The sequence below is a fragment of the Streptomyces tyrfis genome (assembly GCF_037034285.1).
GTDB lineage: Bacteria > Actinomycetota > Actinomycetes > Streptomycetales > Streptomycetaceae > Streptomyces.
The window spans coordinates 76,451-103,144 of record NZ_JBAGJZ010000031.1 but is presented as its reverse complement, the minus strand read 5'-3'; the positions used below and the strand labels follow the sequence as shown (position 1 = coordinate 103,144).

23 protein-coding genes, 1 tRNA gene and 1 pseudogene are annotated in these 26,694 nt (G+C 72.2%); 11 read left to right on the top strand and 14 right to left on the bottom strand.

Features of this window, described 5'->3' with window-relative positions:
* Positions 1-159: 159 nt before the first annotated feature.
* Positions 160-921, bottom strand: a complete 762-nt coding sequence (locus tag WA762_RS23205; RefSeq protein ID WP_335938025.1) for a hypothetical protein — start codon at positions 919-921, stop codon at positions 160-162.
* A 247-nt stretch (positions 922-1,168) separates the two neighbouring features.
* On the opposite strand from WA762_RS23205, the gene WA762_RS23200 reads away from it, so the two are divergent.
* Entirely contained in the window at positions 1,169-1,402 is a 234-nt protein-coding gene (locus tag WA762_RS23200; protein ID WP_335938023.1) for a DUF6207 family protein, read from the top strand.
* Between the two features lie 9 nt (positions 1,403-1,411).
* Here WA762_RS23200 and WA762_RS23195 read toward each other — a convergent pair.
* The 3 genes and pseudogenes from WA762_RS23195 to WA762_RS23185 all read right to left on the bottom strand — a co-directional run.
* Positions 1,412-1,660, bottom strand: a pseudogene (locus tag WA762_RS23195) (IS5/IS1182 family transposase); the annotation flags it as partial.
* Between the two features lie 219 nt (positions 1,661-1,879).
* Entirely contained in the window at positions 1,880-2,359 is a 480-nt protein-coding gene (locus tag WA762_RS23190) for a hypothetical protein (protein ID WP_335938022.1), read from the bottom strand.
* Between the two features lie 86 nt (positions 2,360-2,445).
* Positions 2,446-2,904, bottom strand: coding sequence for a hypothetical protein (locus WA762_RS23185; protein WP_335938020.1), 459 nt, complete (start codon positions 2,902-2,904; stop codon positions 2,446-2,448).
* 211 nt (positions 2,905-3,115) lie between these two features.
* Here WA762_RS23185 and WA762_RS23180 point away from each other — a divergent pair, with 211 nt between their 5' ends.
* On the top strand, positions 3,116-3,835 hold the full coding sequence (locus tag WA762_RS23180; protein ID WP_335938018.1) for a hypothetical protein: 720 nt from the start codon (positions 3,116-3,118) through the stop codon (positions 3,833-3,835).
* A 299-nt stretch (positions 3,836-4,134) separates the two neighbouring features.
* Here the strand turns inward: WA762_RS23180 and WA762_RS23175 are convergent, their stop codons facing one another.
* Positions 4,135-4,362: a helix-turn-helix domain-containing protein gene (locus WA762_RS23175; protein WP_335938016.1), complete on the bottom strand. Its 228-nt coding sequence runs from the start codon at positions 4,360-4,362 to the stop codon at positions 4,135-4,137.
* Between the two features lie 177 nt (positions 4,363-4,539).
* On the opposite strand from WA762_RS23175, the gene WA762_RS23170 reads away from it, so the two are divergent.
* Together WA762_RS23170 and WA762_RS23165 are read left to right on the top strand one after the other, a co-directional pair.
* The gene (locus tag WA762_RS23170; RefSeq protein ID WP_335938015.1) at positions 4,540-5,445 is read left to right on the top strand and encodes a hypothetical protein; all 906 of its coding nucleotides are present in this window, start codon (positions 4,540-4,542) and stop codon (positions 5,443-5,445) included.
* Positions 5,442-7,226 (top strand): hypothetical protein, encoded by a 1,785-nt coding sequence (locus WA762_RS23165; protein ID WP_335938014.1) that lies wholly within the window; start codon positions 5,442-5,444, stop codon positions 7,224-7,226. The genes WA762_RS23170 and WA762_RS23165 overlap by 4 nt, the downstream gene beginning before the upstream one ends.
* A 151-nt stretch (positions 7,227-7,377) precedes the next feature.
* Here the strand turns inward: WA762_RS23165 and WA762_RS23160 are convergent.
* Both WA762_RS23160 and WA762_RS23155 read right to left on the bottom strand, forming a co-directional pair.
* Positions 7,378-7,465: transfer RNA gene (locus WA762_RS23160), tRNA-Leu, on the bottom strand.
* Positions 7,466-7,727: 262 nt separating this feature from the next.
* Positions 7,728-8,678 carry a beta-ketoacyl-ACP synthase III gene (locus WA762_RS23155; RefSeq protein ID WP_335938013.1) on the bottom strand — a complete coding sequence of 317 codons (951 nt, stop codon included), beginning with the start codon at positions 8,676-8,678 and terminating at the stop codon, positions 7,728-7,730.
* Positions 8,679-9,205: 527 nt separating this feature from the next.
* On the opposite strand from WA762_RS23155, the gene fdhD reads away from it, so the two are divergent.
* Complete coding sequence (gene fdhD, locus WA762_RS23150; RefSeq protein ID WP_335938012.1) at positions 9,206-10,054, top strand: formate dehydrogenase accessory sulfurtransferase FdhD; 849 nt, start codon at positions 9,206-9,208, stop codon at positions 10,052-10,054.
* A 354-nt stretch (positions 10,055-10,408) separates the two neighbouring features.
* Here the strand turns inward: fdhD and WA762_RS23145 are convergent, their stop codons facing one another.
* Complete coding sequence (locus WA762_RS23145) at positions 10,409-11,545, bottom strand: bile acid:sodium symporter family protein (protein ID WP_335938011.1); 1,137 nt, start codon at positions 11,543-11,545, stop codon at positions 10,409-10,411.
* A gap of 132 nt (positions 11,546-11,677) precedes the next feature.
* Here WA762_RS23145 and WA762_RS23140 point away from each other — a divergent pair, with 132 nt between their 5' ends.
* Together WA762_RS23140 and WA762_RS23135 are read left to right on the top strand one after the other, a co-directional pair.
* Positions 11,678-12,604, top strand: coding sequence for a LysR substrate-binding domain-containing protein (locus WA762_RS23140; RefSeq protein ID WP_335938010.1), 927 nt, complete (start codon positions 11,678-11,680; stop codon positions 12,602-12,604).
* A 290-nt stretch (positions 12,605-12,894) separates the two neighbouring features.
* Complete coding sequence (locus tag WA762_RS23135; protein WP_335938009.1) at positions 12,895-14,694, top strand: AMP-dependent synthetase/ligase; 1,800 nt, start codon at positions 12,895-12,897, stop codon at positions 14,692-14,694.
* A 79-nt stretch (positions 14,695-14,773) separates the two neighbouring features.
* On the opposite strand, the gene WA762_RS23130 is transcribed toward WA762_RS23135, so the two are convergent.
* Genes WA762_RS23130 through WA762_RS23120 form a run of 3 tightly spaced genes read right to left on the bottom strand, consistent with a single transcriptional unit; the run spans position 14,774 to position 18,876 of the window.
* Positions 14,774-16,561, bottom strand: a complete 1,788-nt coding sequence (locus tag WA762_RS23130) for a PQQ-dependent sugar dehydrogenase (RefSeq protein WP_335938008.1) — start codon at positions 16,559-16,561, stop codon at positions 14,774-14,776.
* Positions 16,562-16,572: 11 nt separating this feature from the next.
* Positions 16,573-17,820: a family 8 glycosyl hydrolase gene (locus tag WA762_RS23125; protein WP_335938007.1), complete on the bottom strand. Its 1,248-nt coding sequence runs from the start codon at positions 17,818-17,820 to the stop codon at positions 16,573-16,575.
* A 9-nt stretch (positions 17,821-17,829) separates the two neighbouring features.
* Positions 17,830-18,876 (bottom strand): chitinase, encoded by a 1,047-nt coding sequence (locus WA762_RS23120; RefSeq protein ID WP_335938006.1) that lies wholly within the window; start codon positions 18,874-18,876, stop codon positions 17,830-17,832.
* A gap of 478 nt (positions 18,877-19,354) precedes the next feature.
* Between WA762_RS23120 and WA762_RS23115 the strand changes: the two genes are divergently transcribed.
* Positions 19,355-20,191, top strand: coding sequence for an aldo/keto reductase (locus WA762_RS23115; protein ID WP_335938005.1), 837 nt, complete (start codon positions 19,355-19,357; stop codon positions 20,189-20,191).
* Between the two features lie 544 nt (positions 20,192-20,735).
* Here WA762_RS23115 and WA762_RS23110 read toward each other — a convergent pair.
* Positions 20,736-21,317, bottom strand: a complete 582-nt coding sequence (locus WA762_RS23110; protein WP_335938003.1) for a hypothetical protein — start codon at positions 21,315-21,317, stop codon at positions 20,736-20,738.
* 700 nt (positions 21,318-22,017) lie between these two features.
* The gene (locus WA762_RS23105) at positions 22,018-23,076 is read right to left on the bottom strand and encodes a class I SAM-dependent methyltransferase (RefSeq protein ID WP_335938002.1); all 1,059 of its coding nucleotides are present in this window, start codon (positions 23,074-23,076) and stop codon (positions 22,018-22,020) included.
* 232 nt (positions 23,077-23,308) lie between these two features.
* On the opposite strand from WA762_RS23105, the gene WA762_RS23100 reads away from it, so the two are divergent.
* On the top strand, positions 23,309-24,271 hold the full coding sequence (locus WA762_RS23100) for a LysR family transcriptional regulator (protein WP_335938001.1): 963 nt from the start codon (positions 23,309-23,311) through the stop codon (positions 24,269-24,271).
* 97 nt (positions 24,272-24,368) lie between these two features.
* On the opposite strand, the gene WA762_RS23095 is transcribed toward WA762_RS23100, so the two are convergent.
* Positions 24,369-24,674 (bottom strand): 4a-hydroxytetrahydrobiopterin dehydratase, encoded by a 306-nt coding sequence (locus WA762_RS23095; protein WP_335938000.1) that lies wholly within the window; start codon positions 24,672-24,674, stop codon positions 24,369-24,371.
* Between the two features lie 63 nt (positions 24,675-24,737).
* On the opposite strand from WA762_RS23095, the gene WA762_RS23090 reads away from it, so the two are divergent.
* On the top strand, positions 24,738-25,589 hold the full coding sequence (locus WA762_RS23090; RefSeq protein WP_335937999.1) for a helix-turn-helix domain-containing protein: 852 nt from the start codon (positions 24,738-24,740) through the stop codon (positions 25,587-25,589).
* A 168-nt stretch (positions 25,590-25,757) separates the two neighbouring features.
* A complete protein-coding gene (locus WA762_RS23085) occupies positions 25,758-26,522 on the top strand; it encodes a hypothetical protein (protein WP_335937998.1) in 765 nt (254 codons plus the stop codon).
* Positions 26,523-26,694 lie beyond the last annotated feature (172 nt).

The following is a 26,694-nucleotide window of genomic DNA, read 5'->3' as shown; positions in this document are numbered from 1 at the left end:
GGTGTCCGTGACAGCCAGTCACGGACACCCCTTCAAGGTCTCCCCACGCGACGTAGCACGGCCCGGTACACCCAGAGCCCGGCCAGCCTTGCACACAGCTCGTACGCGCGCCTTGACCAGCGTTGCCAAGCGACGCGACCATCCCAGCCCACCCCGAGGTCAACCGGAGGCAACTGCACGCGGTGGGGAAAGGCCGGCGCTCTCCGCTCGCGCCGCTGCGCCCCGGCATCGGCGCCCGCCTGAGCCTGTCGGTGCCCGTACAGCGCTACGACGGTCCTCCCCGCCCGCTGCGTCCCAGCCATTCAGGAAGGCGGCCAGGGCGCGGCGTTGTTCTTCTTCGCGGGTGATCTGACGGGCGCGTGCTTTTCCTCGGCCGAGGGCAGCTCGTACTCGATGGTCTGCTCGGTCAGGAGCACCCGGCGGACCTCGTCCCAGCAGTCTGCGGTGCGCCGGACCCAGTCCCGTTCCATATCCGCGCCGCTCGCGTCGAAGTCGCACCAGAGCAGCGTGGCGGGCCGTGCCGGGCGGTGCGGCCGCGTACGACGTCGGCGTAGGGCTGGGAGGCGAAGCCGCGGACGACCGGGACCGGATGCCGTACTCGGCCAGCCAGCCGGTGAGGAGCTGCCGGAGAGTGTTCTTCTCCGCCGCGACGTATACCGGGTGCTGGCCTTCGGTGCGGTCGAGGGCGAACCAGTCCACGGCCTCGCGCAGGGTGTCGATCAGGTCCGGGAAACGGCCCTCGCGGCGGGCCTGGGCGAGGGGGGAGAACAGGTGCCGGTACATCGACGGGGTGGGCGGCAGCATCCCCTCGGAGACGAGCCGGTACATGACCTGGCGCAGCGCGACGCCGCCTTCGTAGCTCTCCACAATCTGCCGGGCCCGGTCCACGACGGCCCGCCACTGGATCCGTTCACGTGCCATGCGGGTACATGTACCCGCCCCCGCCCCGAAGACCGCAGGCCCGCGTGCAGCCTTACGGGGGTCCTGGCCGCTCGCTGGAGCATTGGCGTGGCTCCCGGGCAGTGGTGCAGCCGGCCCGGTCCTGTCGGCGGGCGCGGCTGCCCTTCATGTCTACGGGCCGGGGGCGGATCGTGCGACCGGCGCCGGGCGAGTCGGTGACCGGGCTCCCTCGTACGGATGCTTCCTGTCCGGTCGGTGAACCGCAGGCATGGCTGGCGCCGTCGGCGAGGGCATGCAGATCGATCAGCAACACATCTCCGAGCCCGGGCTCGTGGTCCTGGACATCACCGCCGCGGACGAAGACACCGTCCGCGCGGTGATGGACGGCCTTCAGCGGCAGTGGGCAACCTCCGGGATCACACCAGTGCGACGTCTGCCGGGCCAGGCCGAGGTCCGGGCACGGGTGTATGCCGACGTGCATCGCCTCTGTCCGGCTGACTAAGACCGTGTCCTATGTGGTGAGTCGGACCAGCCGTTTGTAGCAGCAGAGGGCGGCGGCGAGTCCGAGAAAGGCCAGGTAATTGCGGGGATGGCGTTCAATGACCCACCTTCGGTGTCCGAGCCGTTCGCTGGATTCGATTCCCTTGCGGGCGATGCGGACGCCGATCCGTTTCCCGCGGAGCCATCTCCGCACGTCAGGGATGTCGTATGCCTTGTCGGCGTGGAGCCTAAAACACCCGTCCTGCACCCTGCCACGACGTGCACACACCCAAGACACAGCGAGCGCAGGGACAAAAGAAGAGGTCAACCACCCCGAAGCCCCGCCGCACAGGTTAAAGATCAAGTTAGGGCAGGTACAACTGCCGGTCCGTCGGACACGACGCGGTGTCGGTGGCGGCGTGGACACTGACCGCGACCTGGCAGGCCGCCCGCGTATGTCTTGTGGCACCGGGGGCGGCCGCGATCACGCGGCGGGTTTTCAGTTCGCGTCCTGTGCCGGGACGGTGACCAGGCGGAAGAGGATATGGCGGGCCTTGCGCTGGACTTCCTCGAGCAGGCCCTGGCTGGCCATGTCGCGCAGGGCCTGGCGCACGTCCCGGCGTGAGGAGGCGCCGATGGCTACGCGGACGTCTTCGGCTGACCACAGCCGCTGGGATGCCTGCCCCATGAGCGCCAGGATCACCGAGACATCCAGCTCCTGCCCGGGTGCGGACGGGTGAGGCGGAGGGGGAGCGGCGGCCTGGGCGGTGCCCGGCAGGACCGGTGACAAGTCCGGCGGGCAGGCGCGCAGTTCGTTCCACAGCTTCCCCATGCGCAGGATGCCGGCCGCGGTGTCGCGAAGGCGTTCGTACATGCGGGCTTCGGCCGCCGCCGTCCTTGCGCGGCGGTCGAACTCCGCGCGCAGGGCCTCTGCGTCGGCCGGGGTCTTCACATCGCTCCAGGACCGGAAAGTTTCCACGTCCGGCACCGTAGTCCTGGGGCCGGGTCGTCCGGAGCCGTCCGCCGCCGCTGTCCCCCGTACTGGTGAAAGTCCGCACGAGGCCGCTACCAGGCAAGGCCGTGCTGCCCGTCGGGCAGCCACCCCTGCAGGTAGCCGTCGAGGAAGGCCGCGAGCTCGGCCGGCCGGGTGGCCGCCTCGCCCGCGAGGAGCTGTTCGACGGACCACCAGGACATCCGCCTCGTTCCGGGCCCGGGACGAGGGCGCGGGGTTGTGGGCGGCAGCAGGACGAGCAGCAGGCGCCGGTCCACCGTGTGACAGTGATCCGCGGGCGCGGGCGGCTGGGTCCAGGGAATGCCCACGGTGCCGGCGATCTGCACGTGCCGCAGTCCCCACCAGCGGCGGGCGGCATCGCGCACGGCCAGGTGGCAGGACTGGCCGGTGCGTACCGAGGTGTGCGGCGGCTGCCAGAAGAGTGTGTGGTCGCACAGCAGCACGTGTGCGCATGAGCGGTCCACCAGGGCCAGGGCTGCCACAGCATGCGGCCGCGGTGAGGACGGTTCCATGCCGGCCATACTGCCTGCATGCCATTGCAATGGCATCTCGGGAGGGCCTTCTGGGTGGGGGTGGGGTGCGGGCTCCTGAGGCCGGTGCGCCAGGGCCGTGGCACCCTTGTGGGCTGCGGCCGTCGCCCCGGTGAAGGCCCGGTCACTCGTCAGAGTGGACGCAGGTCATTGGGCGGCCGCACGCTGTGGCCGCAGCCCTAAGGTGGCACGCATGGACAGGATCACCCTGACCTGGGAAGACGCGCTGGCTGATCCGTCCGCCGCCGCCGTGCTGCTCAGGAAGTGCGAAGAAGAGGCCGAGGACTACATCGTCCGCTCACGCACGGTGCGCCAGTGGCTGGAGAGCGTGCCGCCGCTCACCGTGATGGAGACCTCTGCGTCCACCGCCGGACCGGACGCTCACGGACTCCGAACTCCAGTCCCTGAAACCGGGACTGACGATATGTCAAGTACGGTTGAGGGGCCGCGGTCGCAGGGCGGAGCCCGGAACCGTTGCACCGGGGAACCCTCCTCCCCGCCCTCCGAGGAGGAACCTCCGTCCCGGCCGCACGAGGGCCGCGGCTGCGCGGGCGGGGGGGTTCCGCCCCAGCGCGAAGCGGCCGAGCACCGGGAGGCGGGAAACGGCCCGAGCAACGCTCCGGGCGCAGCGTCGGCACCCCGCACCGGCCAGGAGCCGGTACCGCCCGGTGGCCAGCAGCCGACACTGTATGAGCGTGTCGAGGTTCTCCTGCAGGGGCTGCCGCCCGGCGCTCCCCAGACCGCCCGGGGCATCGCCGAGATGGTCGGCCATGCGAACCTGCGGAGCCTGCGGCCCGTTCTGGACCGGATGGCGGTGCGGGGGCTGCTAGTGAAGACCGAACTCCACCCGCGAGCCGTGGTCTACCACCGCCCGGAGGGCGAAGGACCGGTGAAGGAGGCGACCATGTTCTGATCCCGCCCCAGTTCACGACCCATCGGGACGGGCCGCCGCCAACTCTCACATCAGCGGCGGCCCTGAACGCCCCGGACCCCAGCAAGCCACCTCAGTGTCCTGTCCTGCCGCCCTCGGGCGGCAGGACAGGACAGGCAAGTGCGGCCCGGTCGTCGACGGCACTTTAGCGCGACAGGCGCGCCAAGGTGCCTGGTACGGCCGTGCCCTCATTCCATCGGGTGGCCCGCCGCCAGCGGGCCACCGTGTCGAGGACGGTCACGATGCCACCACGTTCCCCGGCGCCGCGTATCCGCGGCGCTTCACACCTCCCGGCCCGGCCACAGGTCGCGGTCCAGGGCCTTCTCCAGGCTGGCGACGGTCAGCAGGTCCGGCCAGACCCGCCCCTCCAGAACGTTGGCGATGGTCAGCCGGCTGACCCCGCTACGGCGGGACAGCTCGGCCATCGACCAGCCGGTACTTTCCAGTGCCGAAGCGAGCGCGAAGGCCAAAGCCTGGGCGACTTTGGCCCCGTGATGGTCAGTCAACACAGCTCTTGGCCAGAGCCCGCCATGGACGAATCCACGCGGGCAAACGGAACGGCTGTCTCCTCGGGGCACGTGCCCCAGTCTCACCCATCCGGATCTCCCGGGTCGCACGGCATCCCCCAGCACGCAGCATGTTATTCCAATGGCACCCCGCCGGGGGTGTTCGTCTGGAGGATGCTGATGGAGCGCCGGATCGCGCAGTACCAACCCTCGAACAGACCACCCGCCTGGGAACGCGTAGCCGACGAGGTCCGCACCACCGTCGCCCGCGCCACCCCCACCACCACCCACCGCGCCCGGGACCTCCTGACCGCCCTGACCCGGATCGCCGTATACGCCGACCAGCAGGGCCACCGCCCCGACGCCCGCCTCTGGCTGGCCCCCGCGATGGTCGAGCAGTTCGCAGCCGCAGGCTGCCCCGAAGTGAGCCAGGCCACCCGGGCGAACTACCGCGCCTGCCTCACCGCCCTCAGGACCGCCATCCTGGGACCCGACCTGCCCGGCGGACGCCCTGTCCCGCTCTCCGCTTCCGACTCCTCCCAGCCATACAGCCTGAACGACAAAGCCGGCCTGTGGGCCTGGGCCGGCGGCCAGCCCACTGCCGAACTCCGCCGCGGACTGCGGCTGCTGCTGGCCCTCGGCCTGGGCTGCGGCCTCGACACCACCGAAATCATCCCCCTGCGCGGCCCCGACGTACGCGTCCTGTCAGACGGCTCCTGCGTCCTCGCGGTCCGGGGAAACCGGGCCCGCCCGGTCATCTGCGCCCGCCCCTACGAACACACCCTGGCCCAGGCCGCCAAACACACAGGCACCGGCTACCTCTTCCGCCCCGCCTGCTTCGCCCGGCCCAGCAACACCGTCACCGACCTCGTCTACCGCGCCACCCGCGACCCGCGCGTACCCCGCCTGGTCATGGGCCGCTGCCGCGCCACCTGGCTGGTCGAGCGCATGAACATCCCCATCCCGCTGCCCGTCCTGCTCGCCGCAGCAGGCCTCGACTCACTCCACGCCCTCTCCCGCCTCCTGCCCTACCTCAAAGGCACCAGCGCCGAGCAGGCCCACACCACCCTCAGGGAGATGCCGTGACACCCACCCACAACCCGCTCCCGAACGACCACACCGGCACACCCCCATGGCTGCACCAGCTGCGCGAACGCCGCCAGAGCGTCAAAGCCGCCGACTTCACCCGCGCCCGCCAGCTCGTCGAACGCTCCGGCATCATTTCCCTGCTCCACCAAGCACAGCAAAACGCCCGCAAGTCGAACGCCGGACGCACCCGCACCGTCAGCCTCAAAGCCCTGTTCATCGCCATGACCCTGGACTCCTGGCGCAACCAGGGACGCGTCGTCCTGGCCGAGGCCGCCGACATCCTCGCCCAGCAGCTCACCCCCTCCGCACGCACCCAACTCGCCCTGCCCACGTGGCCGGACAACGCCGACGGCTTCGAAGCCGCCTACCTCGCCGTACGGCGTACCTTCCACGCCGCCGAGGCCGTCATGGACCCCTCCCCGCTCCCCAAGCACCGCCTCCCGCGCGCCGAAGCCCAGCGCCTGGAACAGAACGCCGACCAGGAACAGCTCGCCGCCCGCCGCCAGCTGCTCGTCGAGATCACCAACCGCATCGTCGAAGCCTCCCTCGCACCGGCCAGGCCAGTGATCGAGGAATTCTGGGACGGCTCGGCCGCCGTCGACGCCACACCGATCCGGACCTTCTCACGCGGCGTCAGCGCGACCGGCCCGGATACCGCCACCGACCCCGATGCCGCCTGGTACGTCCGCGAGGGCAACCACCGCGACTCCGCAACCACCCCGCATACACGCAACACCCGAAGCGGCGGCAAGACCCGCAAGGCCAAGCGCTACCTCTTCGGTTTCGAGGCGACCCTCGTCGTCACCGGCGACACATCCACCGCCCCGCCCGGCACCACCACGCGCGGCCACCGGCCGCCCCTGCCCGCACTCGTCCTCGCCTTCACCGTCCACAAACCCGGACACGACCCCGCCGGCAACGCCATCACCGCACTGCGCGACATGCGGCGCCGCAACTACCCCGTCGGCTGGCTCGCCGCCGACCGCGCCTACAACGCCGCCCTGCCCGAGAACTTCCACATCCCCGTCCGCGACCTCGGCTACCGCCCCGTCTGGGACTACCGCCTCGACCAACTCGGCATCCAGGACACCCACGCCGGCGCCCTCCTCATCGACGGCACCTGGTACTGCCCCAACCTCCCCGAAGCCCTCACCACCACCACCGCCGACCTCCTCAACAAAAAGATCGACAAGAACACCTGGCGTGCCCGCATTGACGCCCGCGCCGCCTACCGCCTGCGCCCCAAAGCCGCCCCAGACCACCGCGGCGCCCGACGCATGCTCTGCCCCGCAGCAGGCACCCACCCCACCGTCGCCTGCCCAGCCAAACGCCGCAGCCTCGGCCGCGACCCCCGCCTGCCCCTCATCGACATCACCCCTACCCCAGCAGGCCCACCAGAAATCTGCCGCCGAGAATCACTCACCTTCGCCCGGGACATCGGCATCCGCCACTGGCAGGAACTCGATCACGGCCGCGCCCCCTGGGTCCACCACTACTTCCGCCTCCGCAACCGCGTCGAGCACGTCAACGGCTACGCCAAGGACCACGAAGCCATCGAACGCTCCCGCACCCGCCGCATCCGCGGCATCGCAGCCCAGTCCCTCCTCCTCGCCTTCCAGATCGCCCACGCCAACCACCGCAAACTCTCCCACTGGCTCGACACCCTCCAGACCCACAACCAACCCGCCCGCCGCCGCCCTTCCAACCGCCACACACTCAAAAACCCCAACCGCTGGACCCCAAGCGGATACCTCCCGGACATCACCACCGAATCCTGACCCATCCCACCCCACACACCCCATCTGAACAGCACAAACACATCTGGCCCTCTGCGAACCCGCAGAGGGCCAGACTGCATCCACCACAACAACAGAGCCGGTCAAAGCGACAAAGCGTCGCATTGACCGGCTCTATTTGGTCGGTTGACCGTGGTGTCCGAGGGGGGACTTGAACCCCCACGCCCGATAAAGGGCACTAGCACCTCAAGCTAGCGCGTCTGCCATTCCGCCACCCGGACCAGGTGGTCGGCCCCGGTTTCCCGCGGCGACATGGAAAACAATACCAGGGGTTCGGGGTGCCTCTCACCCACGTTTCCGGTGGTCAGTGCGGTGTGGCGGGCGCCTGCGTTCATGGCGGGATCGGATGACGCCGTCGTCACGGTGCGTCCCCGTCGGCGCACGCAGTGTGTCGACTTGAGCGGTGTGGCGTCCGCCGCGAGGCCGGAGCCGATACGGCCGGTGCGTCCCATGCGTCCGGCCGGTCCCGGTGCGGCGCGGGTCTCAGGGGCAGCGGATCACCTGGCCCGCGTACGAGAGGTTGCCGCCGAAGGCGAACAGCAGCACCGGGGCGCCGGTGTGGATCTCGCCGCGTTCGACCAGCTTGGACAGGGCCATCGGGACGGAGGCGGCGGAGGTGTTGCCGGAGTCCACCACGTCCCGGGCGACGACCGCGTTGACCGCGCCGATCCGCTTCGCGACGGGCTCGATGATCCTGAGATTCGCCTGGTGCAGCACCACCCCGGCCAGTTCCTCGGGGGTGACGCCGGCCTTCTCGCACACCCGGCGGGCGATGGGGGGCAGTTGGGTGGTGGCCCACCGGTACACGGACTGGCCCTCCTGCGCGAAGCGCGGCGGCGTCCCCTCGATGCGGACCGCGTTCCCCATCTGCGGCACCGAGCCCCACAGCACCGGGCCGATCCCGGGCCGGTCCCCGCCGTCCGGGTCCGCGACGACGACCGCGGCGCCGGCCCCGTCGCCGACCAGGACGCAGGTGCTGCGGTCGGTCCAGTCCGCGACGTCCCCCATCTTGTCGGCGCCGATGACCAGGACGCGTTCCGCCGCACCGGCGCGGATGGCGTGGTCTGCGGTGGCGAGGGCGTGGGTGAAGCCGGAGCACACCACGTTGATGTCCATCACCGCCGGGGAACCCATGCCGAGCCGGGCGGCGACCCGCGCCGACATGCTCGGCGACCGGTCGATCGCGGTGGAGGTGGCGACCAGCACCATGTCGATCTCGTCGGGCAGCAGCCCGGCCGAGGCGAGCGCCTTGGCGGCCGCGTGCGCGGCCAGCTCGTCCACCGGCTCGTCAGGGCCTCCGACATGGCGGGTCCTGATGCCGACACGGCTGGTGATCCACTCGTCGCTGGTGTCGACCATGGCCGCCAGGTCCTCGTTGGTGAGCACCCTGGCGGGCTGATAGTGGCCGAGCGCAACGACACGTGAGCCGGTCATGTGCGGGTTCCCCTCGCTACGTATGGCAGGAGTCATCCAGTCTTGGCTGCTACCGCTGGGTAAGAGGACACGTGTTCCCACAGGAATGGAGCCCGGTCCTTGGAGGTTTGGCAACAGGGCCGCTTCCCCACGCCCCCCGTCGCCACCTGCGAGAACCCCCGGCCGGCGGCCGCCCCGGGCCTCGACGGACCCGCCGCCGGGCGGCCCGCACGAACCAAAAGCGGATCAACACCCTCCGCGCCATGCGTCCCCGGCATGCCCTCCGCGCATCCCGGCACGCCCGCCCACTGCGGCCGTACGGACCTGCCCCGCCCACCGGAGGCGCTCGCCACCCGGCCGTACGCGTACGGCACCGCCGCCCGCGCGACGCCGGTGCCGGCGCCCGGCGCCGGGCACGCGAACGCGCCGTCCCCCGCGATGCCACACTCCATGTGCAGGACAATCCATGAGCAGGACGGTGAACCGCGCCCCTTCCCGGGGCCGCTCACCGCCACGAGACGACGAGAGAAGAGATCGGGGCAACGGACATGGGACGGGTCACCGAGCGCCGCCGCACCATCCGCATCCGGGACGGGGCGGTCTCCGCGCGCCCGGACACGCTCGTCGCCGAGGAGCCCCTGGAGATCCGGCTGAACGGCAGGCCGCTGGCCATCACCATGCGCACCCCGGGCGACGACTTCGCCCTGGCCGCGGGCTTCCTGGTGAGCGAGGGCGTCGTCGCCCACGCCTCCGACGTGCGGTCGATCGTCTACTGCGCCGGGGCCGCGGCGGACGGCACGAACGCGTACAACGTGGTGGACGTGCGGCTCGCCCCCGGCGTACCGGTCCCCGACATCACGCTCGAACGCCATGTGTACACCACGTCGTCCTGCGGCCTGTGCGGCAAGGCGAGCCTGGACGCGGTCCGCACCGCGACCCGGCACGCCATCGGCGACGCTCCCCCGGTCCTGGTCCGGCCGTCCCTGCTCGCGGCCCTGCCCGACCGGCTGCGCGCCGCGCAGCGGGTCTTCGACCGCACCGGCGGCCTGCACGCGGCGGCGCTGTTCTCCGAGACCGGCGAGCTCCTCGACGTCCGAGAGGACGTGGGCCGGCACAACGCCGTCGACAAGCTGGTCGGCCGGGCCCTGACCGAAGGGCGGCTGCCGCTCTCCCGGGCGATCCTGCTGGTGTCGGGGCGGGCCTCGTTCGAGCTGGCCCAGAAGGCGGTGATGGCCGGGATCCCGATGCTCGCGGCGGTCTCGGCGCCGTCCTCCCTCGCGGTCGATCTGGCCGCCGAGAGCGGGCTCACCCTGGTCGGCTTCCTCCGTGGCCCCTCCATGAACGTGTACGCGGGCGAGCACCGCATCGCCCTGGAAGCCCCGGCCGCCCAGACCTGACCGGCCCCGGCCCGCGGGAGGGGCGACGCCCTCGGCCGGAAACGCCCCCTCCCCCGGGAAGGCCCTCGGCCGGAAGCGCCCCCTCGGCCGCAGCCCGCGGCGGGGTCCGCGATCCGGTCGGGCAGCGCCAGGAGCCCTTCGCGTTCGGCGGCGGAAAGCGGCGCGGCAGTTCCGAGCGGCCGACTGGACAGCGCGCGGATGCCCTCGGGAGCCGGGGCGAGGCCTGCACCGGGATCGGGGGCGGGGATGGGCGCCGTATGCCGGGTGCCGGGCGCCGTACGCCGGGCGCCGTACGCCGAGGGCCGGGCGCGCGCTGCCGCACCGCGCGCCCGCCGGGGCGGTCCGCCGGGCGCCTCAGCCCACCGCGACGGCCCCCTCGCCTCCTTCGGCCCCCTCCGTGCCCTTCGCCGCAACGACGCCCGTACCGTCCGGGCCGTCCGGGCCGTCCGGGCCGTCCGTCTCCCCGTGGTTGCTCGGTGTCGCGGCGGCGGTCTCCGGGCGGGCCGCGTCCGCCTCCACCACATCGCGCGAGCGGCGCTTGGCGATCACCGCGCACACCATCAGCTGCATCTGGTGGAAGAGCATCAGCGGCAGCACGGCGAGGGACGCCTGAGCCCCGAACAGCACGCTCGCCATCGGCAGCCCGGAGGCCAGGCTCTTCTTCGACCCGGCGAACTGGATGGCGATCCGGTCCTCGCGGTCGAAGCCGAGCCGCTTCGCCCCGTACCAGGTCAGCGCGAGCATCACGGCGAGCAGCAACGCCTCGGCGCCCAGCAGCGCACCCAGCCGGGCCGGGGTGACCTGGTGCCAGATGCCCGCGACCATGCCCTCGCTGAACGCGGTGTGGACGACCAGCAGGATCGAGGCCCGGTCGACATGGCCCAGCAGCCTCTTGTGGCGGGTGATGAATGCGCCGATCCAGCGGCGCAGCAGTTGCCCGGCCACGAACGGCAGCAGCAGCTGGACCCCGATCTTCACCAGGGCGTCCGCCGAGAACCCGCCGCCGCTGTTGCCGAGCAGCGCCGCGGCGAGCAGCGGGGTGAGGAAGATCCCGGCGATCGACGAGAACGAGCCCGCGCAGATCGCCGCGGGCACATTGCCCCGGGCCATCGAGGTGAAGGCGATCGACGACTGGATGGTCGAGGGGACGAGGCAGAGAAAGAGGAGCCCGCTGTGGAGCTGCGGCGTCAGGACGTACGGAACCAGCCCCCGGGCCGCGAGTCCGAGCAGCGGGAACGCCACGAAGGTGCAGGCCAGCACGGTGAGGTGGAGCCGCCAGTGTTTGAGGCCGTCGACGGCCTCGGCGGTGGAGAGCCGCGCCCCGTAGAGGAAGAACAGCAGGGCGATCGCCCCGGTGGAGGCGCCGCTCTCCACCCTCGCGACGGTCCCCGACGCGGGCAGTATCGCCGCGAAGGCGACCGTACCGATCAGGGCCAGGATGTACGGGTCGACCGGCAGCCAGGACGGCGGCCTCGGGGTGCGGCGGCTCATGTGCTCCACGCGTTCTCTCGGGTTCCGCTCCGGAACCGGCTGCTCTCCCCTCATCCTGCTGACGCCCCGGGCGATCGGGAATCCCGTACACCGCTCTCACTGCCATCACGTTTCGCGATAGCCTGGGCCCTCATGTACGAACCCGCACAGCTCAGGACCTTTCTCGCCGTCGCCCAGACGCTGAGCTTCACCCAGGCCGCCCGGCGGCTGGGGGTGCGGCAGTCCACGGTGAGCCAGCATGTGCGGCGTCTGGAGGACGCGACGGGGCGGCAGTTGTTCACCCGTGACACCCACCGGGTGGACCTCACCCCGGACGGCGAGGCGATGCTCGGTTTCGCCCGGACGATCCTGGAGGCCCACGAGCGGGCCGCGGCCTTCTTCACCGGGACCCGGCTGCGGGGGCGGCTGCGGTTCGGGGCCTCCGAGGACTTCGTGCTGACCCGGCTGCCGGAGATCCTGGAATCCTTCCGCCGCGACCACCCGGAGGTCGATCTGGAGCTCACGGTGGAGCTCTCCGGGACGCTGCACCAGCGACTGGCGGCGGGCCGGCTCGATCTGGTGCTCGCCAAGCGGCGGGTGGGCGACGCGCACGGGGAGCTGGTCTGGCGGGACGCGCTGACCTGGATCGGCGCGCCGCGCCTGCGGATCGACCCGGACCGTCCGGTTCCGCTGGTGCTCTTCCCGCCGCCGGGCATCACCCGGACCCGCGCCCTGGAGGTTCTGGAGGAGCACGGCAGGCCCTGGCGGATCGCCTGCACGAGCGGCAGTCTGAGCGGGCTGATCGCGGCGGCCCGTGCCGGGCTCGGCGTGATGGCCCACACCCGCGGCCTGATCCCGCCCGGCCTGGTGCCGTTGCCCGCCCGAGCCGGCCTGCCCGATCTGGGCGGGGTGGACTTCGTTCTGCTGCACGGCCGTCGGCGGGGCCGGGCGCAGGAGGCCGCCGACGCGCTGGCCTCGGCGGTCCTGGCGGGCGCCGACCGGCTGATCCGCAACGCGGACGCCGTCGGCCCGGTCGGCGGCGGGACCGGCGGCTCGTCCCGGGACGAGGATGCCGTCTGACCGCGCGGGCCACGCCCCCGCGGCCACCCGCGATCCGCCGCACCCGTCCCGGACGTGAGTGATCGCCGCGTACGGATGAGGTGGAGATTCCGGCCCCGGCCGCTCACTCCGCGGTCTCAGCCTCGCCCGGCCCTTGCCCATCTGGCCGGATTTCGGTGGCCGGCCCGCCTGCGCCTCCCCATGGCGCCGTCTCGGACCCCCTCCCGTCGCGCCGCCCGTTGGGGTACCGTCGCGGCGCTGTGCGGAGCGCCACGAGGAGCAGGTCATTGCGCGATTTCACTGTCCCACCCATGGCGGCCGCTCCCCTCGTGGGTGGGCTGGCCGACGTGGTGTTCGACTACGCGGAGGAAGAGCCCGACCGGGTCGTGCTCGGCCGCAAGGACGCGGACGGAAACTGGCGGGATGTCACCGCCGCGATGTTCCGCGACGAGGTGCTGGCGCTGGCCAGGGGGCTGATCGCGCACGGTGTCAGGTTCGGCGACCGGGTGGCCCTGATGTCCCGTACCCGCTACGAGTGGACGCTCTTCGACTTCGCGCTGTGGTCCGTCGGCGCGCAGTCCGTGCCCGTGTATCCGACGTCCTCGGTCGAGCAGGTCCACTGGATGCTGCACGACGCCGCCGTCTCCGCCGTCATGGTCGAGCACGAGGACCACGCGATGACGGTCGCCTCGGTGATCGACCGGCTGCCCGGGGTCAAGCGGCTCTGGCAGCTCGACGCCGGCGCGGTGGCCGAACTGACCGACGCGGGCGGCCGGATCGAGGACGAGGTCGTGCACCGCCACCGGCGCGCGGTGACACCCGAATCGGTGGCGACCGTCATCTACACCTCGGGAACGACGGGACGCCCGAAGGGCTGTGTGCTCACGCACGCCAACTTCATGTTCGAGACGGACACCATGGCCGCCCGCTGGAAGCCGGTGTTCCGCTCGAAGCCCGGCGACGAGGCGGCCACGCTGCTCTTCCTGCCGCTGGCGCACGTCTTCGGCCGCATGGTAGAGGTCGCGGCGGTCCGCGGCCGGGTGAAGCTGGGCCACCAGCCGGAGCTGTCCGCGAAGGCCCTGATGCCGGACCTGGTCTCGTTCCGTCCGACGTTCGTCCTCGCGGTGCCGTACGTCTTCGAGAAGATCTTCCACACCGCCCGGCGCAAGGCGGAGGCCGAGAACCGGGCCGGGCCGTTCGACAAGGCCGTGGACGTCGCCGTCGCCTACGCGGAGGCCCTGGAGGCGCGGGCGTTCGGCACCGGTCCCGGCCCGTCGGCCGGGCTGCGGGTGCAGCACCAGTTCTTCGACAAGGTCGTGTACCGGAAGGTGCGCGAGGCGATGGGCGGCCGGATCCGGCACGCCATGTCCGGCGGCTCCGGGATGGAACGGCGGCTCGGCCTGTTCTTCGCGGGCGCGGGTGTCACCGTGTACGAGGGGTACGGGCTGACCGAGTCGACCGCGGCGGCCACCGCCAACCCGCCCGAACGCCCCCGGTACGGCACGGTCGGGCAGCCGATTCCCGGCACCACGGTGCATCTGGCGGAGGACGGCGAGGTCTGGGTGCACGGCGCCCAGGTGTTCACGGGCTATCTCGGCGACCCGGAGGCCACCGCGCGGGTGCTGCGCGACGGCTGGCTGGCCACCGGCGACCTGGGCTCGCTCGACGAGGACGGCTATCTGACGATCACCGGGCGGAAGAAGGAGATCCTGGTGACGTCGGGCGGCAAGAGCGTCTCCCCGGCCGGTCTGGAGGAACGGGTGCGGGCCCATCCGCTGGTCGCGCAGTGCATCGTGGTCGGCAACGACCGCCCGTATGTCGCCGCCCTGGTCACGGTCGACCCGGAGGCGGTGGAGCACTGGCTCGCCATGCGGGGCCGGCCGCCGCTCCGGCCGGAGGAGCTGGTGCGCGACCCGGACCTGGAGACGGAGGTGCGGCGCGCGGTGGTGGCCGCCAACACGGCGGTGTCCCAGGCCGAGTCGGTCCGTACGTTCCGGATACTCGCGCGCCCGTTCACCGAGGAGCACGGCCTGCTCACTCCCTCGCTCAAGCTGAAGCGCAGGGCGATCGAGACGGCGTACGCGGCGGAGATCGACGCGCTGTACCGCTGAGGCGCGGCGCACTGCCCCAGCGGTACGGCGCGTCGCCGGTGTCCTCCCCCGGCCGGACGGCGGTCTTCGAGGGCGGCTCTCAGCCGATCGAGACGCGGAGCAGCTGGTCCGAGCCGGCCGGTTCCCCTCCCTTGCTGTCGCAGTTGGTGGTGGTGAGCCACAGCTGGTCCCGGCCGGGCACCGCCGTGACGGTGCGCAGCCTGCCGTACGTGCCGACGTAGTACGCGGTGGGCGTGCCGAGGTCGCCGGTGTCGCCGTCGATGGGCACGCGCCACAGCCGCTCGCCCCGCAGCGCGGCCATGTAGATGACGTCGCGGACGACGGCGATGCCGCTGGGCGACGCCTCGGAGACCTTCCAGGTCTTCTTCGGATCGGTCATCCCGGGGGTGGTGCAACTGCCCTCGCAGACGGGCCAGCCGTAGTTCTTCCCGGCTTCCACGAGGTTCAGCTCGTCCTGGGAGCTGTCCCCGAACTCGGCCTCCCACAGGCGTCCGTCGCCGTCGAAGGCCAGGCCCTGGGGGTTGCGGTGTCCGAGGCTGTAGACGTAGTTGCCGAAGGGGTTGCCGGGGGCGGCGGCGCCGTCCCTGGTCATCCGCAGCACCTTGCCGTTCAGCGAGTTCTTGTCCTGTGCGAGGCCGCGGTCCTGGGCCTCGCCGGTCGACGCGTACAGATAGCCGTCGGGTCCGAAGGCCAGGCGTCCGCCGTTGTGGTACTTGTTCTTCTTGATCCCCTTGACCAGGACCTTGTATCCGCCGAGCTTGTCGCCGTCGTACGTCATGCGGGCGACGCGGTTGCCCTCGGACGCGGTGTGCATGAAGTACACGTAGTGGTCGGCGGCCCAGTCGGGGTCGACGGCGACGCCGAGGAGCCCGCCCTCGCCGCCGGTCGTGACGGCCTCGGGCACGCTGCCGATCTGGGTCCTGGCGCCGTCCGGGGTGACCTTGAAGACCTTGAAGCTGTCCCGTTCGGTCACCAGCGCGGTCTTGCCGTCCGGCATCCAGTACGTGCCCCAGGGGATGGTCCAGCCGCTGGAGAGGGTGGTGATGTCCGACGGCGCTCCTCCGTCGCCGGCGCAGGCCGGGGTGGTGAAGGAGACGGCGCCGCTCGTCGGCGAGACGTTGCCCGCCGCGTCCTTCGCGACGACGTCCAGGGTGTACGCGCCGGCGCAGGCGAGCCCGGTGAGGGTCGTCGTGGTGGCGGGCGGGGCGCCGGTCACGGTCGTGTGGACGGTGTTCCCGCTGCGCACCTCGTAGGCGGTGACGCCCGTGTCGTCCGTCGCCGCGCCCCAGGCGAGGGTGACGCCGTGTGCGGTGAGGCCGGACGTGACGGGGGTGCCGGGCGCGGTGGGCGGCCGGGTGTCCGGCGCGCCCACGGTGACGTCGACGCAGTCGAGGTTGGGCAGTCCGTCGGCGGTCGTGGAGGTGAGCCGGACCGTGTTGCGGCCCGCCCGGACCGGGGCGGTGACGGTGACGGTGGCCCAGGTGTTCCAGTCGGCGGTGGCGGGGAAGGCGCGGGCGGCCGCGACCACGGTCCCGCCGACGGCGATGTCCGCGGGCCGGGCGGCGGACGTGCCGTTGGCGTACCGCACGGCGATCCGCGCGGTGCCCGCCGCGGCCGCGTCGACGGTGAACTCCACATAGCTGCCCGCGACGTTGTCGCCGTTGACGAATCCGATCCCGGAGTAGCCGGAGTGGTTGGACTCGGCGGCGCCGCGGACGATCACCGCGGACTCCGCCTCGTAGCGGACGGGCGCCGCGGCGGTCCCCGGCGCGGCGCGGGGCACGGCCTGCGCCGGACCGGCGCAGAGCAGCGCCACCGCGAGTGCCGCCGCTCCGCACCGTGTCATGGCGAGGGTTGCGATCTGCATCCCCGCCCCTGTCACGGAACCCAGTAGTTGCCGGACGCGACGATCATCGACTGGAGCTGGACGCTTCCGCCGTAATAGAGGTCCGGGTCGATCGCGGTGCCCGAGATCTTCTTCCAGAGGGCGTCGAGCCATGCCTGGGAGCCGGAGTCGGTCAGCGCCGTCACGACGAACGGGGCGGTGAAGGCCATGTCGTGGCCGCTGTCGAAGGCGGCGCCGTTGAGGCGGTAGCCCGTGACGATCTTGCCGGGGTCGCCGCCGGTCTTGGACTTGATCCAGGAGTTGAGCTTGCGCGCCGAGGCGAGCGAGGCGGAGTCGCCGCTGGTGACGGCGTCGGCGCCGATGCGCCACGGGTCGCGGCAGGCGTTCCAGGCGTAGTCGCCGTCGTTGGGGCCTTCGAGCACCTCGCCCGAGGCGGGCTTGGCCGTGCCGTTGGTGTTGACCACGAAGTCCGCCAGCAGGCCGGTGCCGGAGGCGTACTTGGACTGCTGATCGGTAATCAGCTTCTGGTGCGCGGTGCGCACGGTGTCCCAGGTGCTGTCGCCGGTGGCCTTCTTGAAGGCGCGGAAGTGGTCGAGCATCCAGTCCGAGGAGCGGGTCATCCAGTAGTGGGACTCCCCGGAGTCCGACCAGTCGCCCAGCAGCATGAGGTGCGTGGTCGGGTTGACCTCGCTCTTCTTGATGGCGTTGATGCGCTTGACCGCGAGGTCCTTGTAGTTGTACGTGCCGGACGAGCCCCACTGCTTGTCGGCGAGGAGCAGGCCGAAGGCGACGTCGAGGTCGCCGTCGGTCGCGGAGTCGGATCCGTCGACGCTCTTGCAGGAGGAGTTCTGCTCGGCGGCGAGGAGGTTGGAGTTGTTGACCGAGGGGTGCGCGAGCACGTACTTCACCATGCCGTCGAAGACGGTCTTGGCGTCCGGGTCGGCCCCGGCCATGGTCGCGGTGATGACCATGCCGTAGCCCTGGGCCTCGGCGACGTAGGGGTGGTCGGCGTCCGGCGAGATGACCTCGTACCAGCCGTTGCCGCAGTTCTTCTTGACGAACGCGGACTTCCAGGCGTTGTACGTCTTGACCACGGCCTGGTCGAGCGAGGACTGGGACCCGGACGGCTTCAGGGTTCCCGCCGCGTACGAGTAGGTGTGGCTGCCGAAGGGCACCGCGGGACCGGCGGCGGCGGACGGCGTGGCGAGCAGGGGCATCAGCAGTCCGGCGGCGACGAGCGCCGCTCCGCCGGTGGCCGGCTTCTTCGAGGTGATACGCATGAGGTCTCCTCAACCCTGGTACTGGACGACGATCTTGGTGAATTCGTACGGGGACTGCTTGACCCCGCTGCAGGCGTCCGCGTCGGCGCCCGAGCCGCAGGCGCGGTCGCGGTTGACGGACCAGAAGGCGAAGCGCGCGAGGTGGTGGCGGCGCGCGTAGTCGAGAATCTGCTTGAAGTCGGCGGTGGTGACGGTCTCGCCCGCCTCGTCGGTCTTCCCGTTCATCGAGGAGACCCCGATGTGCCGGTAGGCGGCGTCGTCGCCGTATCCGTAGGCGCTCTTGACGGCGGCCTTCAGTCCGTCGAGCGCGCTGAGCGTGGCCGAGCCCATCGTGCCGCTGTGCCCGCCGAAGTCGAACGGCATGATCACCCAGCCGTCGTTGTCGAGCCCCGCCGCGGCGCCCCGCTTGATCAGGTCCTTGCCGGTGGCGTCGGGACCGTTCGGCGTGGTGCCCATGGTCACGTAGGTCACGAGGCCCGGGTTCCTGCCCTTGACGATCTTCAGGGCGTCGACCACCCGCTGCCGGACGGCGGCCTTGGAGAACTCGGTGTCCTCGATGTCGATGTCCAGCGCCTTGAGGCGGTAGGCGTCGATCACCTTCTGGTACGCGCCGGCCAGCGCCGAGGCGCTGGAGCACTTCTCCCCGAGCTTGGCCCCGCTCCAGCCGCCGACCGACACGACGACGTCGCCGCCCGCGGCCCGGATGGAGTCGATGGCGGCCTGGTCCTTGCCGCCGGTCAGCGCACGGTCGCCGTCCCACTTCGGATTGCAGGTGCCGTCCGAGAGGACGAAGGCGAGCGTGAACCACTTCGCTCCGGTCGCCGCCATCACGTCGGTCGGCTTCTGCGGGTTCCCCCAGCCCAGGTACTCGTACGGGGCCGCGGCCATCGCCCCGGGCCCGGCGGCCGTCGTGGCGGCGGAGGCGGGTGCGGCGGCCGGTCCGGCGGACCCGTCGGCCGCGGTCGCCCTCGGAACGTGGGCCAGCAGGGGCAGAAGCAGACAGCTGAGGCCGGCGACTACGGCCGCGCCGCGGCGTGGGGGTCGGTCTGCGCGCACGGATGCTCCCTTCCAGGTCCGGGTTAGGAAAGGTTCCTAACCATCACTGCATGGGATTCCCTGGAAGGAGATCTGTCAATGCCCCTCGCGGGCCCAAATTTCAGATCCCGTACGCCAGTTCGCAGGATTCCGGACAGCTCGGACACGGATCACGACAGCCGAAAACCGAACGAGCTAATACCTGAACAGATGTGCGAAATGCAAGGATCACCGAACCCCTCGACGAACAGACCGTCTCGAAAGCGGCTGAATCGGCCCTGCCGAGCGCGCGGGAGCGAGTCGGCGGCGAGTTCCGCCCCGGATGTGTTCGCGGGATCCGGCCGCGGGATGGCGGGCCCGGCGGGGAGGGGGCCCGGCGGGCGCGTCGCCCGCGGACCGGACAGGTCGCCTCGCGGATATCGGACCGGTGGGGAATGTATGGCGCGCCGTGATCGTTGACCATGAGAATCCCAACCGACGACGTAAGGATCGACCGCTCGTGAGCAAGGTCCCCTCCATCACCCTCAACAACGGCGTCGAGATGCCGCAGCTCGGTTTCGGCGTCTGGCAGGTGCCGGACGACGAGGCCGCGAAGGCGGTCGCGACGGCCATCGAGTCCGGGTACCGGAGCATCGACACCGCCGCGATCTACGAGAACGAGAGGGGCACCGGCCAGGCCGTCGCGGCCTCCGGTGTCGCCCGCGAGGAGCTCTTCGTCACGACGAAGCTGTGGAACACCGAGCAGGGGTACGACTCCACGCTCCGGGCCTTCGACGCCTCGCTGGAGAAGCTCGGCCTGGACTATGTCGACCTGTACCTCATCCACTGGCCGCTGCCGGCGAGGGACGCGTACGTCGACACGTACAAGGCGTTCGAGAAGATCCTCTCGGAGGGCCGCGCGAAGGCGATCGGCGTGTCGAACTTCCTGCCGGAGCACCTGGAGCGGTTGCTGGGCGAGACGTCCGTGGTGCCGGCGGTCAACCAGATCGAGCTCCACCCGCAGCTCCAGCAGACGGAGTCGCGCGCCTTCCACGCCGCGCACGGCATCGCGACCGAGGCGTGGTCCCCGCTGGGCCAGGGCAAGGGCCTCCTGGAGGTCCCGACCATCGTCGCGATCGCCCGCAAGCACGGCCGCACGCCCGCTCAGGTGGTGCTCCGCTGGCACCTCCAGACGGGCAACGTGGTGATCCCGAAGTCCGTGACGCCGTCGCGGATCGTGGAGAACTTCAACGTGTTCGATTTTGAGCTGGACGCCGACGACCTCGCCGCCGTCGCAGCACTGGACGAGGGCAAGCGCCTCGGCCCGAACCCGGCGGAGTTCAACGTCGGCGCCTGAGCGGTGCCGCGGCGGTGTCGGCTCCGCGGACCGCCGTGAGCACGGCCGCGCGGGCCGTCGCCCGACTGGGCGACGGCCCGCCCCTGGAGACGCGCGGCGCCACAACGGGCGTCCGCGGACCGGTGCGGCGGGTCGGATGGGGAATCCAAGGCCGCGCCGCCCGGACGTCACTCCTCCGGCGCACGAACGGCCGGGAGGGGTCCGGCATCCGCGGGGCCCGGCCGTACACGATCGACCGGGTCCTGGCGGCCGGGAGGTGGGCGGCGTCTGCCGCGCCGGCACCATGCTCGGCCACCCCGGCAGCGGACCCCGCCCGGGTCCGCTGCCAAGTGCCATGAGCCGGGGGCCACGCGCGGCGCGGCCGCTGTGGTCGGCTGGCAGTGCCTCGCCGTCCGGCTTTAGTATGGCGGGGCAGGTGAATGTATCAGTCAGGCGTTATCAGGTGTGGGTATCCGGCGCCGGGGTCACGGCGTTCGGATGCCCTGACTGGAACCCCGGCCCGATTCCGGCGGGCCGGGGTTCTGCGTCGGACCTGCGACTCACGTCACCAGTCCTCGGAGTAGCCCTCGTCCTCGTCGTCGTGGCCGCGGAAGTGGTGGTGCTCGATCACGCGGAAGCTGCCGACCACGCCGTTCTCCACGCACAGGCCGCCCTTGACGCGGCCCGGGTGGACGCCGTCGCTGGAGCTCCACGGTCCGACAGTGGCGATGGGCGCGCCGTTGTCGCAGGTGACCCCGCGGAAGACCTCGATGGACCGGTGGCTGTCGTTGCGGATGTTGAGGCTCGTCGAGCCGAGACCGCTGATCACGGTGACACAACCGCCCGGGCGGGCGGAGTAGGTCCGCTCGTTGATGTGGATGCGGCCCTCGCGGTGGTGGCGGTGGCCGCGCTCCTCGCCGTAGCCACGGTCCTCGTGCCGGCCACCACGTCTGCCCTCCTCGCCCTTACCCTCGTTGCCCTTGCCGGCGTCGCCGCCTTCGAGAGCCGAAACGGGAGCGGCCTGCTGAACGGCCGACGCTGCCAGAGCCTGTACGGAGGTGGCAGCCGAGGCGTACGTGATACCGGTGGCGGCCATGGCCGCGGCAGCCGCGACGGCGGCGGTAACGATGGTTGATCGGGTAACCATGTCGCTTCTCCTGTCTCAGAGAGGTCGGCCGAGCAGTCGACCCGATATGAAAGTACTTACGGATTGTCATACCTGTCATATCGGACACATGAGGGCTTGGCGGTGGAAATCCGATCGGGGTACAGAAGGTACGCCATATGCTTTTTTCATATAATTAGATGGGCAGCTAATTCCCCTTGTTCACGGGTGAATTGATGCGTTTTTAGCCTGTCCAGGGGACTTTCTGATGCCTGCTCACCCTGGCGGAGGCGTGTCTCCTCTTGACACCCCCTGAGACCGTCCGGACCAGCGACAACGCCCGGTCGCACGGCCGCATCTGACGGTCGCCCCGGGCCGGTCGCCGGGCGGCTCCGCCGGGGCCCCGGCGGCCGGGACACCGGTCTCCGGCCTCCGGCCCCGCCGACCCCCGCCGGCGGACGACCGGCCGACCCGTGAGCGGACGCCGGGTCAGCCGACGGGCGGACGCCCGGTCAGCTCGGGGGCGGACGCCGGGTCAGTTCTCGGGCGGGGCGGCGGGTCGGCTCCGGGGCGGATGGCCGGCCGGCTCCCGGCCGACGCCCGCGTTCACCGCCGCGCCCACCGGGCCCGGCGGGCGTCGCCCATGGTGCGAGGGGTGGACGGGCGGAGTGGGCCGGGCGGGCTGGGCGCGAGCCGGTGGGCGTGCGCGGCGGCCCACCGGCCCGCCGTCGCCCCGGGCGGATCAGTGTTCCGGGCCGCGGGGCGCGTCCTTGCGCCCGAGGTGCACGGTGCGGGCCGTGAGCAGGAAGACGTCGGAGCGCAGGCGGAGTCCGGCCGGGTCCTCGGGGTCGAGGAGCCGGTCGAGCACCGTGACGTCCTCGGCGTCGAGGGCGTCTTCGTACATCTCGCGCCGCCGGGCGAACTCCGCGATGACCTGGTCGCGGGCGGGCTCGGGCAGCGGCGCCGGAAGGTCGAGCAGGAAGCTCCGGGTGCCGTGCGGCACCAGGCCCACCGCGGTGAACAGGGCGCTCCAGTCCTCGGTCTCGCGCCGGGCCCCGGGAAGCGACGCCCGCATGGCCTCGAACCAGTCCGCCGTGATCGCGTCGATCCTGGCCTCCAGCCCGGGCCGCCCCATCCCGATGTCGCGGGGCAGCCGGCGCGTCGGCAGTCCGCCCTCGACCAGGGCGACGGTTCCGCCCGGGCGCAGCAGTGCGGCGAACCCGGCCAGGGCGGCGCGCTGGTCGCCCACATGGTGCAGGGAGTTGCTCGCCCAGATCAGGTCCGCCTCGCCCAGCCGGCCGAGGTCCTCGGGGAAATCGGCCCGGAGCGTGCGGACGCGGTCGCCGAGGCCGAGCCGTCCGGCGCGGGCCAGGGCGCGTTCCAGCAGGGCCGGGGTGCCGTCGACGGCGACGACCTCCGCCTCGGGGAACATTTCGGCGAGCAGACATGTGACCACGCCGGGGCCGCTGCCGATGTCGAGGACCCGGCGCACCTCGGGCGCCGTGGGCAGGCCGGCGATCCAGCGGGCCGCCTCCTCGTACTGCGGGCGGCCCAGTTCGGCCTCCTGCTCCAGCAGCGGGCCCATGGCGTCCCAGTCGAACTCGGTGTCCCCGTGGGTGTGGCCGTGCGCGTGGCCCGGGGCGGCGCCGTGCCGGTGCCCGTGCGCGGGGCCGTGGTGCCCGCCGTGGCCGGCCTGTCCCCCGTGCGCGCCGGGGGCGGTGTGCGGCCGGGGGCCCGGAGCGGTGTCCTTCCGGCGGTCGTGTCCGTTGTCCTGACTCACGTGTCCGTTGTCCTGACTCATGGAGCCAGCCTTCCCACCCCGCCCGGTGCGCGGCAAGTTTCGTTGCCGGTCCGGCAAGTCACGGCTTCGTCGCGAACCAGCCGTACGACGCCCGCGCGGCCCGCGCGGGGCGTGTCCGCCCGCAGGGACGGGCCGCCCCCAAGGTACCGGGACCGGGCCGCCGCCGAGCCGGTGGGCACCGATTGGCCAACAACATATTGCCGGTACGCCACCGGGCCCATAACTTGCGTTTATGGAGCTGGAGTTGCGCCATCTGCGAACCGTACGTGCCATTGCCGAAACCGGGAGCCTGACGAAGGCCGCCGCGACCCTCGGGCTCGCCCAGCCCGCGCTCAGCGCGCAGCTGCGGCGGATCGAGAAGGCGCTGGGCGGTCCGCTCTTCGACCGCGACCACACCGGCGCCCGGCCCACGCCGCTCGGTGAACTGGTCCTCGAACGGGCCCGGGTGGTGCTGCCCGCCGTGAGCGAGCTCCAGCAGGAGGCGGTGCGGTTCGCCAACGCCCGGGGCCCCATGGCCCGCTTCCGGCTGGGCGGCACCCACGGCCCGTTGCTGGGCGGCCTCGTCGACCGCCTGGTGGCCGCGCACCCGACCGCCCCCGTGTCGACGTACACCTCGTGGTCGGTCGCGGAGATATCGGCCCAACTGGTGGACGGGCGACTCGACTTCGCGCTCATCGGGGCATGCGGCGAGAGTGCCCCGCCGGCCGGCGACCGGCTGACGTGGCAGGTGGTCGGCATCGACCCGGTCTTCGTGATGCTGCCGGAGACCCACCCGCTGGCGGCCGAACCGGAGCTCGACCTGGCGGCGCTCGCGGACGAGTGCTGGGCGGACGTCCCGGGCGAGGGCTGCTTCGCGGACTGCTTCGTCAGCGCCTGCGCGCGGGCGGGCTTCAGTCCGGCCTCGGTGTACGAGACGGACACGGTCTCCGTCGTCCATCTGGTGCAGGTGGGACGCGCGGTCGGGCTGTGCCGGGCGTCCTTCCCCCCGACTCCGGGGCTGGTGACCCGGCCGCTCGCGGGTGCGCCGCTGAGCTGGCGCCACCTGCTGGGCTGGCACCCGCGGTCGGCGGCCGCCGCCGCGGCGTCCGGCGAGGTGGCCGGGCACACCCTCTCGGCGTACGCGGACGCGGTGGAACGCAGCGAGAGCTACGCACGCTGGCTGACCACGCACCCGGGGTTCGGTCCGGCGGGGTGACGCCCGCCGCCTCCTCGGCGGGCCGTCGTCCGTCTCCGTGTCCGGCACTGCGGCGCCGGCGCGGACGGCGCGCCGGACGCGGGGACGTCCGGACCGGTCACCGCACGCCGTGCCCGCCCGCGATGGCCTCCACGCGCGCGGCCAGGTTGAGGTCGAGCCCGGTCACCACGTTGCCCGCGTCATGGGTGTTCACGGACAGGGTGACGGTGTTGTATCCGAGGGTCAGGTCGGAGTGGTGGTTCAGTTCGTCCTGGATCTGCGCCACGTGCACGGTCAGTCCGACGGCGGCGAAATGCGTGTGCAGACGGTACGTGCGGGTGATCCGGCCGCCCTCCAGCGACCAGCCGGGCAGGTCGCCCAGACGTTCCTCGATCTCCTGCTGCGACAGTGGTTCGGCGGACATGCTGGCTCTCCCTCACATCTGACCGGTTCCGGTCGGCGGTGCCGGTGACGTTACGGTCTGGGTATGACAACTGTCGCGATTGACACGGGGGTGGGGTCGCTGCTGCGGGGCTGGCGGGAGCAGCGACGGATCAGCCAGTTGGAGCTGGCGCTCCGCGCCGACTCGTCCGCCCGGCACATCTCCTTCATCGAGACCGGCCGGTCCCGCCCGAGCGAGGAGATGGTCCTGCGGCTGGCGGAGCATCTCGACATCCCCGTCAGGGAGCGCAACGCCCTTCTGGTGGTGGCCGGTTACGCGCCGCGCTACGCGCAGACCCCGCTGGACGACCCCGCGCTGGGCCCGGTGCGCGAGGCGCTGGAGCGGCTGCTCCAGGGGTACGACCCGTATCCGGCGTTCGTCGTCGACGGGGCGTACGACGTGGTGGCGGCCAATCGGGGGATGCGGTCGCTGCTGGAGGGGGTGGCCGGGCATCTGCTGGAGCCGCCGCTCAACGCGATGCGGATCACCCTCCACCCGGAGGGCCTGGCCCCGCGCATCCGCAACCTTCCGGAGTGGCGGGCCGATCTGCTCGCGCAGATGCGGCGTCAGCTGGCCCTGGCCCGGTCGACCCGGCTGCGCTCGCTGTACGAGGAGGTCGCCGCCTACCCGGCCCCGCGGTGCGACGACCGGTCCGGAGGACCGGGCGCGGACGGGAGCGACGGCGTGGCGCGGGCCGGGGCCGGCTCCGCGCCGTCCGCGCCCTTCGCGTTGCCGTTGCGGATCGAGCACGCCGGGCGGGTGCTCTCGTTCATCGCGTCCATCGCCACGTTCAACACTCCGATGGACGTGACGGTCGCCGAGCTGGCCATCGAGACGCTGCTGCCCGCCGACCGGGCGACCGCCGAGCACCTCCGGTCCCTGGAGGCCGCCCCGTGATCGCCGGCGCGCCCCCGGCGCCCGGCGCCGGACGCGGCCCCGGAGTCGCGGGGCGGGGTCCGGGAGTGCCGGGCACGGTCTCGGTGTCGTCGGCCGCCGGTCGTGGTGACGGCGGGTCGGCGGCCAGTGGGTCCATGGCGAGCGGGGGCGGAGTGATCGGAGGCAGTGGTGTCCGGCTTCGTCTTCGTTGATCAGGAGGCCCCCGACTACCTCAGGAGGGCGGTGTCCGGGGCGCGGGTGACGCTGCCGTCGTTCGAGCCTCCGTGGCTCGTGGTGGCCCACTCGCTGGAGCGAGTTCTCGTCGTCCGGTGGCCGGGGCGACTGTTCCGGGCCGAGATCGTGCCGCCGGCGACGGACGAGGAACGGGCCGCCATGACCCGTGCGGCCGAGAACCTGCGCTCCGACGCCGGCTACACCCGCGCCCACTCCATCGACCTGCTGGAGGAGATCTCCCCGGCGACGCTCTTCGGCCCGCACGGCGATGCCGTGCGCCGTGTGCTCGACGCCGGGGGCGCGCTGGACGAGGAGGGTGCGTGTCGGCTCGCGGCCGCCCGTCATCCCGAGGCCGACCGCGCCTACAGCGCGGCGTGGGACCGGTGGCTCGCCGAACAGCCCATGGGCGTCGTCTACCGGGGCACGGGGCACGAGCGGGTGGTGGAGATCCCCGGAGCGGGGCCGTCCCCGTCGCCGGTCGGGCACGGGCTCTCCGCCCTGGCCCACACGGTCCGCGAGAGCGCCGGGCTTCGCGGCGGCGCGGGAGCCCGTGACGCCGACGAGCACGGCGACGAGGTGCTGGCGGAACCATGGTGTACGGCCCGTGACGCGCTGCTCGACGCGGCCATGGCCTTCGGCGCGCCACGTCTCGTCAGGGGCCGGCCCGCCGCCGTGCTCACCGCCGCCTGGAGCGCGGCGTTCGGGTCCGTGGCGCCGTGACCCGATGACGACGCGCACGACGGCGCCGCTCCCGGCCGTCGACGCCACACCGGTCACCCGCGCGGGCGCCGGGACCTGGTTCCGGCCGGTTCCCGCGCGGGACCCGCGGGTGGGCGGCCGGAACCCGGGAGGCAGGCCGGGGCGTCGGGACCGCTCCGGGCGAGTCCCGTCG